This is a genomic window from Streptomyces bohaiensis (assembly GCF_012033785.1).
GTDB classification, from domain to species: Bacteria; Actinomycetota; Actinomycetes; order Streptomycetales; family Streptomycetaceae; genus Streptomyces; species Streptomyces bohaiensis.
Genome location: NZ_JAAVJC010000250.1, coordinates 1 through 6,851, shown reverse-complemented (window position 1 = coordinate 6,851; position 6,851 = coordinate 1). Strand labels below are relative to the sequence as shown.

Annotated in this window: 6 protein-coding genes; 4 read left to right on the top strand and 2 right to left on the bottom strand. The window is 75.4% G+C overall.

Features of this window, described 5'->3' with window-relative positions; genetic code table 11:
- Positions 1-432 precede the first annotated feature (432 nt).
- Both HCN52_RS20035 and HCN52_RS20030 read left to right on the top strand, forming a co-directional pair.
- Complete coding sequence (locus tag HCN52_RS20035) at positions 433-1,077, top strand: IclR family transcriptional regulator (protein WP_168089848.1); 645 nt, start codon at positions 433-435, stop codon at positions 1,075-1,077.
- Between the two features lie 99 nt (positions 1,078-1,176).
- Positions 1,177-1,974 (top strand): S16 family serine protease, encoded by a 798-nt coding sequence (locus HCN52_RS20030; protein WP_168089847.1) that lies wholly within the window; start codon positions 1,177-1,179, stop codon positions 1,972-1,974.
- Between the two features lie 124 nt (positions 1,975-2,098).
- Here the strand turns inward: HCN52_RS20030 and hppD are convergent, their stop codons facing one another.
- Positions 2,099-3,256, bottom strand: a complete 1,158-nt coding sequence (hppD, locus tag HCN52_RS20025) for a 4-hydroxyphenylpyruvate dioxygenase (protein ID WP_168089850.1) — start codon at positions 3,254-3,256, stop codon at positions 2,099-2,101.
- Positions 3,257-3,375: 119 nt separating this feature from the next.
- On the opposite strand from hppD, the gene HCN52_RS20020 reads away from it, so the two are divergent.
- Positions 3,376-3,867, top strand: coding sequence for an Lrp/AsnC family transcriptional regulator (locus HCN52_RS20020; protein ID WP_168089849.1), 492 nt, complete (start codon positions 3,376-3,378; stop codon positions 3,865-3,867).
- Between the two features lie 78 nt (positions 3,868-3,945).
- Here HCN52_RS20020 and HCN52_RS20015 read toward each other — a convergent pair whose 3' ends face one another.
- Entirely contained in the window at positions 3,946-4,416 is a 471-nt protein-coding gene (locus tag HCN52_RS20015; protein WP_209314769.1) for an SsgA family sporulation/cell division regulator, read from the bottom strand.
- Between the two features lie 285 nt (positions 4,417-4,701).
- Between HCN52_RS20015 and HCN52_RS20010 the strand changes: the two genes are divergently transcribed.
- A complete protein-coding gene (locus HCN52_RS20010; RefSeq protein ID WP_168089845.1) occupies positions 4,702-6,576 on the top strand; it encodes an RDD family protein in 1,875 nt (624 codons plus the stop codon).
- Positions 6,577-6,851: the final 275 nt, after the last annotated feature.

Sequence of the window (6,851 nt, the reverse complement as noted above, 5' to 3'; positions counted from 1 at the left end):
GGGCGGACACCGCCCGGCGGGCCCCGTGCGTCCGGCGCCGGGGCGGCGCGGCCCCGGGCACGGCGGAGGGGTGGGAGCGCACGGGACGGCGCCCCGCCCGGGGGAGAGCAGCGTCCGGGAGAGGTCGGCGGTATACGCGGATTGCGTGGGGTTCCCCGCGATGTGGGGCATCCGGCGACCTCGCCGCAGATTCCCGGCGTTCCCGGACGAACAGCTGTTTATGGTGTGATCGGATTGTGAACAGGCCCTTCCGCTGAGCGGTACGTCTGGATAGGTTTTCCGGCACGCGCAAGCCGGTCACCTCTCCGGCGCGCAGCCGGCCCGGCACTGAAACCACTGCACCCGGCGGCCCCCGTGCGCGCCCACCCTCGGACGGCCGCGGGCGGGGCGCCACGACCGCGGGAGTCGCCGGTCCCATCCGAAGGGGGCGGCGTGACCGCGGAGACCTCGCAGACGCTCGACCGTGGGCTGCGCGTCCTCAAGCTCCTCGCCGACACCGACCACGGGCTGACGGTGACGGAGCTGTCCCGCCGGCTCGGCGTCAACCGGACCGTCGTCTACCGGCTGCTCGCCACCCTCGAACAGCACGCGCTGGTGCGGCGGGACGCCGGCGGCCGGGCGCGCGTCGGGGTCGGCGTGCTGGGACTCGGGCGCCAGGTCCATCCGCTGGTGCGGGAGGCGGCGCTGCCCGCGCTGCGCGCGCTGGCCGAGGAGATCGGAGCCACCGCCCATCTCACGGTCGTGGACGGCGAGGACGCCCTGGCGGTCGCCGTCGTCGAACCGAGCTGGACCGACTACCACGTCGCCTACCGCACCGGGTTCCGCCACCCGCTCGACCGGGGCGCCGCCGGCCGGGCGATCCTGACCGGCCGGTGCAAGGACATCGACGACGAGGACGGATTCGTGCTCACCCACGGGGAGTTGGAGGCCGGGGCCAGCGGCGCCGCCGCGCCGCTGCCCCCGGGCTGCGGCATCGAGGGCAGCGTCGGTGTGGTGATGCTCAACGACAGCGTGCCGCCCATGGTGGGGCCGCGGGTGGTGCGCGCCGCCGTCGAGATCGCCGCCGCCCTGCGCTGACCGGGGCCGCCCGCGCTCGCCGGCGCCCACCGCCCCGGGGCGGCAGCGGGCGCGGGTGCGCACGGCCCCGGCCCTCGGCGGTGCGTTAGATTCGCTGCCATGTCGCCGTCCCGCCCCGCCCCCCGCAACCGTGTCGTGCTGTTCGCCTGCGCGGCGGCGGTCGCGCTGCTCCTCGCCGTCGCGGCGCTCGCCCCGCTGCCGTTCTCCGTGGCGCACCCCGGGGCCACGGTCGACGTCCTGGGGGAGGACAACGGTGAGCCCGTCATCTCGGTCGAGGGCGCCGGGACGCGGACCCCGGAGGGAGAACTGCGGATGACGACCATCATGGCGACCGGGCCGGACGCCGCGGTGCGGCTGCCCGAGGTGGTCCGCGGCTACCTCTCGGACCAGCAGGCGGTGCTGCCGCGCGCCTCGGTCTACCCGGTCGGCGACACCAGCGAGGAGATCCGCGAGCACAACGCGGCGCAGATGACCGCCTCCCAGGGCGCGGCGGTGGACGCCGCGCTGACCCGGCTGGAGATCGACCCCGCCACCGTCGACATCGACCTGCGGCTGGAGGACGTCGGCGGCCCCAGCGCGGGCCTGCTCTTCTCGCTCGGCATCATCGACCTGCTGGAGGGGGACGGCGAGGGCGGCGACCTCACCGGCGGCCTGGTCGTCGCGGGTACCGGCACCATCGCCGCCGACGGCACGGTCGGTTCGGTCGGCGGGGTGCCGCTGAAGACCCATGCCGCGCGCCGCGACGGCGCGGAGGTGTTCCTCGTCCCGGCGGCGGAGTGCGCCGACGCCGCCGGGAACCGGCCCGAGGGGCTGCGGCTGGTTCCGGTGGAGACGTTGGACGACGCGCTCACCGGGCTGCGCGCGCTGCGGGACGGCGAGGCCGTCCCCTCCTGCTGAGGCAGCACGGCGCCGCGTCGAGGCATCGGACGGCTCCGGACGGCTCCGTTTCCGGCACCACGACGGGGGCCCGCCGCACGCGCGTCGTGCGACGGGCCGCCGTCGTGCCGGCCGACCGGAGGGGTCAGAGGTTGCCGCGCTTGTCCTGCTCGCGCTCGATCGCCTCGAAGAGGGCCTTGAAGTTGCCCTTGCCGAAGCCGAGCGAACCGTGGCGCTCGATCATCTCGAAGAAGACCGTCGGGCGGTCCTGGACCGGCTTGGTGAAGATCTGCAGCAGGTAGCCGTCCTCGTCGCGGTCGGCGAGGATCTTCAGCTCCCGCAGCGTGTCGATCGGGACGCGGGTGTCGCCCACCCACTCGCCGAGCGTGTCGTAGTAGGAGTCCGGCACGTCGAGGAAGCTGACACCCGCCGCCCGCATGGACCGGACGGTGTTGACGATGTCGTTGGTGGCCAGCGCGATGTGCTGCACCCCCGGACCGCCGTAGAACTCCAGGTACTCGTCGATCTGCGACTTCTTCTTGGCGATGGCCGGCTCGTTGATCGGGAACTTCACCTTGCGGGTGCCGTCCGCGACGACCTTGGACATCAGCGCCGAGTACTCGGTGGCGATGTCGTCGCCCACGAACTCCTTCATGTTGGTGAAGCCCATGACGCGGTTGTAGAACTGCACCCACTCGTTCATGCGGCCGAGCTCCACGTTGCCGACGCAGTGGTCGACCGCCTGGAAGAAGCGCTTGGCCGGCGGGGCTGTGATCGGCTCGGCGGCGGTGAACCCGGGCAGGTAGGGGCCGCGGTAGTCGCCGCGCTCGACCAGGGTGTGCCGGGTCTGACCGTAGGTGGCGATCGCCGCCATCACCACGGTACCGTGCTCGTCGCTCAGTTCGAACGGCTCGCGCACGCCGGTGGCGCCCTGCCGGACCGCCTCGGCGTAGGCCGCACGGGCGTCCGGCACCTCCAGGGCCAGGTCCACCACACCGTCGCCGTGCTCGGCGACGTGCTGCTCCAGGAACTTGCCGTGCTCGGTGGCCGCCTTGATCACGGAGGTCAGTACGAACCGGGCCGAGCCCGACTCCAGGACGTACGAGGCGGTCTCCCGGGAGCCGTTCTCCGGCCCGGAGTAGGCGACCAGGCGCATGCCGAAAGCAGTGGAGTAGTAGTGCGCGGCCTGCTTGGCGTTGCCCACGGCGAAGACGATGGCGTCCATGCCCTTGACGGGGAACGCGTCCGCGTCGCGGCTCGCGCCGGTGGTCGGGGCGGGGGTCTCGGGGGTGTCAGCCGTCATACCAGTCATGCGAGCAGCGTCCTCTCCATCGACATCATGTGCAATAGTTCCCGCTGACGCTGGACGATCTGTACAGCGACTCTTGGATTCACCCGGTCGATGTGTGCACGATGACCACCGTGAGCATCGACGAGTTGGACGGACGACTGCTGGAGCTGCTGGCCCGGGAGCCCCGGATCGGGGTCCAGGAGGCCGCCCGCAGGCTGGGCGTCGCGCGCGGCACCGCGCAGGCGCGACTGGAGAAACTGCGCACCGGCGGCGTGATCCGCGGCTTCGGTCCGGAGGTCGACCCGGCGGCGATCGGCTTCCCCGTGACCGCGTTCGCGACGCTGGAGATCAAGCAGGGGCAGGGACTCGAGGTCCGCGAACACCTGAGCGAGGTGCCGGAGGTGCTGGAGCTCCACACCATCACCGGTCAGGGCGACATGCTCTGCCGGTTGGTCGCCCGCTCCAACGCCGACCTCCAGCGGGTCATCGACCGGGTCGTCGGTTTCGAGGGCATCGTGCGCGCCGCCACCGCGATCGTCATGGAGAACCCCGTGCCGCTGCGCATGGTGCCGCTGGTGCGGGAGGCCGCCGGGCTCCGGGCGCCCGCCGAGGGGCGCGGCTGACCGGTCGCCGGCCGGGCCGGGCACGGGGCGCCCCCGCGCCCCCGTGCCCCGCCCGTCGTGGCCCGCGCCCCGCCGCCGTCAGGCCGTGTCACCGCTGGACTCGTCCGACGGCCACGGGTCCGACAGGTAGAGGTCGTCGCCGGGCGCCGCGGCGAACAGTCCTGCCAACTCCTGATCGAGTCCGAGCCGTTCGTGCTCGGTGCCGGGCGGGACCGCGTGGAGCGTCCGCTCCAGCCAGGTCGACAGCGGAAGCGCCGGCGCCATCAGCAGCGCATCGCCGTCCGGTGAACTCAGCGCCATGCAGACCACGTTCCGGCCCGCGCCGAGGGTCGGCCAGACCCGGACGTCGCCGTGTCCGGCGGGGCGGAAGCAGCCCTCCACCATCAACTCCCGGGCGAAGGTCCAGTGCACCGGCGCGTGCGAGCCGACATGGAAGGTGACGTGGACGGCGAACGGATCGTCCGACCGGTAGACCAGCCGGGCGGGGACGGCCAGTGAACGGCCCGGTGACAGCACCAGGTCGAGTTCCAGTTCTCGTTGAACGGTCATGGCGTGCACGGTGTGCGCTCCTTCGGACGATCGGATGGGTCCGTCCGGTTAGAGGGGCCGGGCCGCGGATCGTTACGCTGGTTGGCGAGGAAATTTCACGGGGCGGGTATGGCCTGCGCCACAGCGGCGGTCGGTCGTGCCCGTGCCGCCCGCGCCGGTCGCCGTCCGTCCCGGCCCCCGGCGGTGAGATCGGACGCCCCGCGCGGCGACGTACCATGCGTAGCCTGACGCCAAGCCACACGCGCGGACACCACTGAGCACGGACGAGGAGAGTCGGACCCGCTCATGAGCTCCCCACCCGTAGGAGGCGCCGGCAGCAGCCCGGAGCCCAACTGGTACGCGGACCCGTCGATCCCCGGCTACATCCGGTTCTGGAGCGGCTCCGGCTGGGTGCCCGGCACCAGCCGGCCCGAGCCCGCGCCGGGGGAGGCTCCCCCCGCTCCACCGGTCCCTGTGCCCGGCGCCGCCCCGGTGGGCCACGAGCCCGCACCGTGGTCGGAAGCCGCACCGCAGGAGCCCGCCCCGGACGGCGCCCCCGGGGCGACCGGCGAGGAACCGCCGGGCCCGGCGGGGACCTCCGGCGACGCGGCCGCCCCCGCGGCGGATCCGCGTGACGAGACCCCGCCCGCCGCCACCGCCAGCGCCACGGCCATGGCCAGGGACACGGACAGGGACGCTCAGGACGACCGGACGGTCCGCGTCGGACCGCTGTCGCGGGCCCCGGAGCCGACCGTTCCGCCCGAGCCCGAGCCCGAGCCCGAGGCGGAGCCCGCGCCGGCCCCGGACCAGCCCGCCCCGCCCGCCGACCCGCGCGCGACCGGGCCGGTCCACAGCGGCTCCGCGGCGGAGTCGGGCACATCGAGCGCCCCCGCCGCCCCGGCGGAACACGGCCCCGCCCCCGAACTGCCGCGTCAGGGCGGCGCCCCGGCCGGGGCCCTTCCCGCGCTGCGCGGTCGCGCGACGCCCGCGCCGGCGTCCTCCGCCCCCGCCTGGTCGCCGGATGACGACGCCTCGACCTCTCCCGTCGCCGCCATCGGCCGCGGTGGGCGCGGCCCCGCCCCGGCGTCGTCCGCCGACCCGCGCACCCGGTTCCGGAGCCCGGCCGAGTCGCCGCCACCCGCCGCCGGGGAGCTGCAGGCAGCCGGCGACGGCCCCGCCGACGGCGGTGCGCCCGCCGTCGACGAGCCGTCACCCGTCGAGCGGACCATGGGCATCCGCCGGGTCGACGCGGCCGGCGGCTCCTGGAAGCGCCAGGTGCGCGACCTCGCCGCCCACGACGCGGCCGCCGGGGCGCTGCCCGCGCAGCAGGGCCCGGTCCGGCCCACGCCCGCCGCGACCGGTCCGCACGCTCCCGCCGCGACGGGGCACCCCGGGTACGGGTACCCCGGACACCCCTCGCCGGACCAGGGCCCGCAGCGCCACGCGCCGGGGGCCCCGCAGGGCCGGCCGGAGCTCCCGGCGGGCTCGCACGCGCTGCCGACCCAGGCCGTGCAGGCGTCGGGACCGGAGCGCGCCGGTACCGGATCGGAGCACCCCTTCAGCGCGTCGGCGCAGCCCTTCGGCGGGGCGGAGCTCGCCCTCCACGGGGCGGGTGCCGCGCCGGTGCGTCCGGTGCAGTCGCTCCCGTTGGCGGCCACCGCGCCGTGGGAGACCGAGCTGGGGCAGGCGTACCCGGCGGGGCTGGGCCGCCGGCTGACGGCCCGTCTGCTGGACTCGCTGCTGCCGCTGGCCGCGGGCGCGGCCGTGGCGTGGCCGCTGGTCGGGCGGGCCCGGGACCACGTCCAGGGCAAGATCGAGGCGGTCGAGCGCGCCGGGGTGACCGACACCGTCTGGCTGCTGGACACCACCACCGCCGGCTACCTCGGCATGGTCCTCGGCGCGGTGCTGCTGGTGAGCCTGGTGCTGGAGGCGCTGCCGTCCGCCGTCTGGGGACGCAGCCCCGGCAAGGCGGCGACCGGACTGCGCCTGGCGACGATGGACGGCCACGACAAGCCCGGTGCCGGCTCGGTGCTGGTGCGCTGGCTGACCTACTCCGTGCTGGGGATGCTCCTCGTGGGCCTGGTCAACGTGGTCTGGTGCCTGTGGGACCGGCCGTGGCGGCAGTGCTGGCACGACAAGGTCGCCGGGACCTTCGTCGCCGCGGTGCGCCGCCAGGACTGAGGCGCCGGTTACCGGAGCTGTCGAGCAGGCGCCCCGTGCACCGGTGCACGGGGCCCCCGCTCGTCGCCCGAACGGCCCCCAGCGGATGCGCGTGCCGCACGCGGGGGGTGGACTCGGGACATGAGCACTGACCAGCCGCCTTCCGGCCCCGGAGACCCGCGGCCCGGGGAGTTCCCCCACGGCCGGCCGCCCCACGCCCCGCCGCCGGGCAGTCACGGCGTGCCCCCTCCTGCGGGCGATGCCGGCAGCCCCGGCGCCGAGCCCCCGCCCGGCGG

Excerpts from the sequence above, each read along its gene's own strand:
- HCN52_RS20030 (WP_168089847.1), top strand. The coding sequence starts at position 1,177 with ATGTCGCCGTCCCGCCCCGCCCCCCGCAACCGTGTCGTGCTGTTCGCC.
- hppD (WP_168089850.1), bottom strand. The coding sequence starts at position 3,256 with ATGACGGCTGACACCCCCGAGACCCCCGCCCCGACCACCGGCGCGAGC.
- HCN52_RS20015 (WP_209314769.1), bottom strand. The coding sequence starts at position 4,416 with ATGACCGTTCAACGAGAACTGGAACTCGACCTGGTGCTGTCACCGGGC.
- HCN52_RS20010 (WP_168089845.1), top strand. The coding sequence starts at position 4,702 with ATGAGCTCCCCACCCGTAGGAGGCGCCGGCAGCAGCCCGGAGCCCAAC.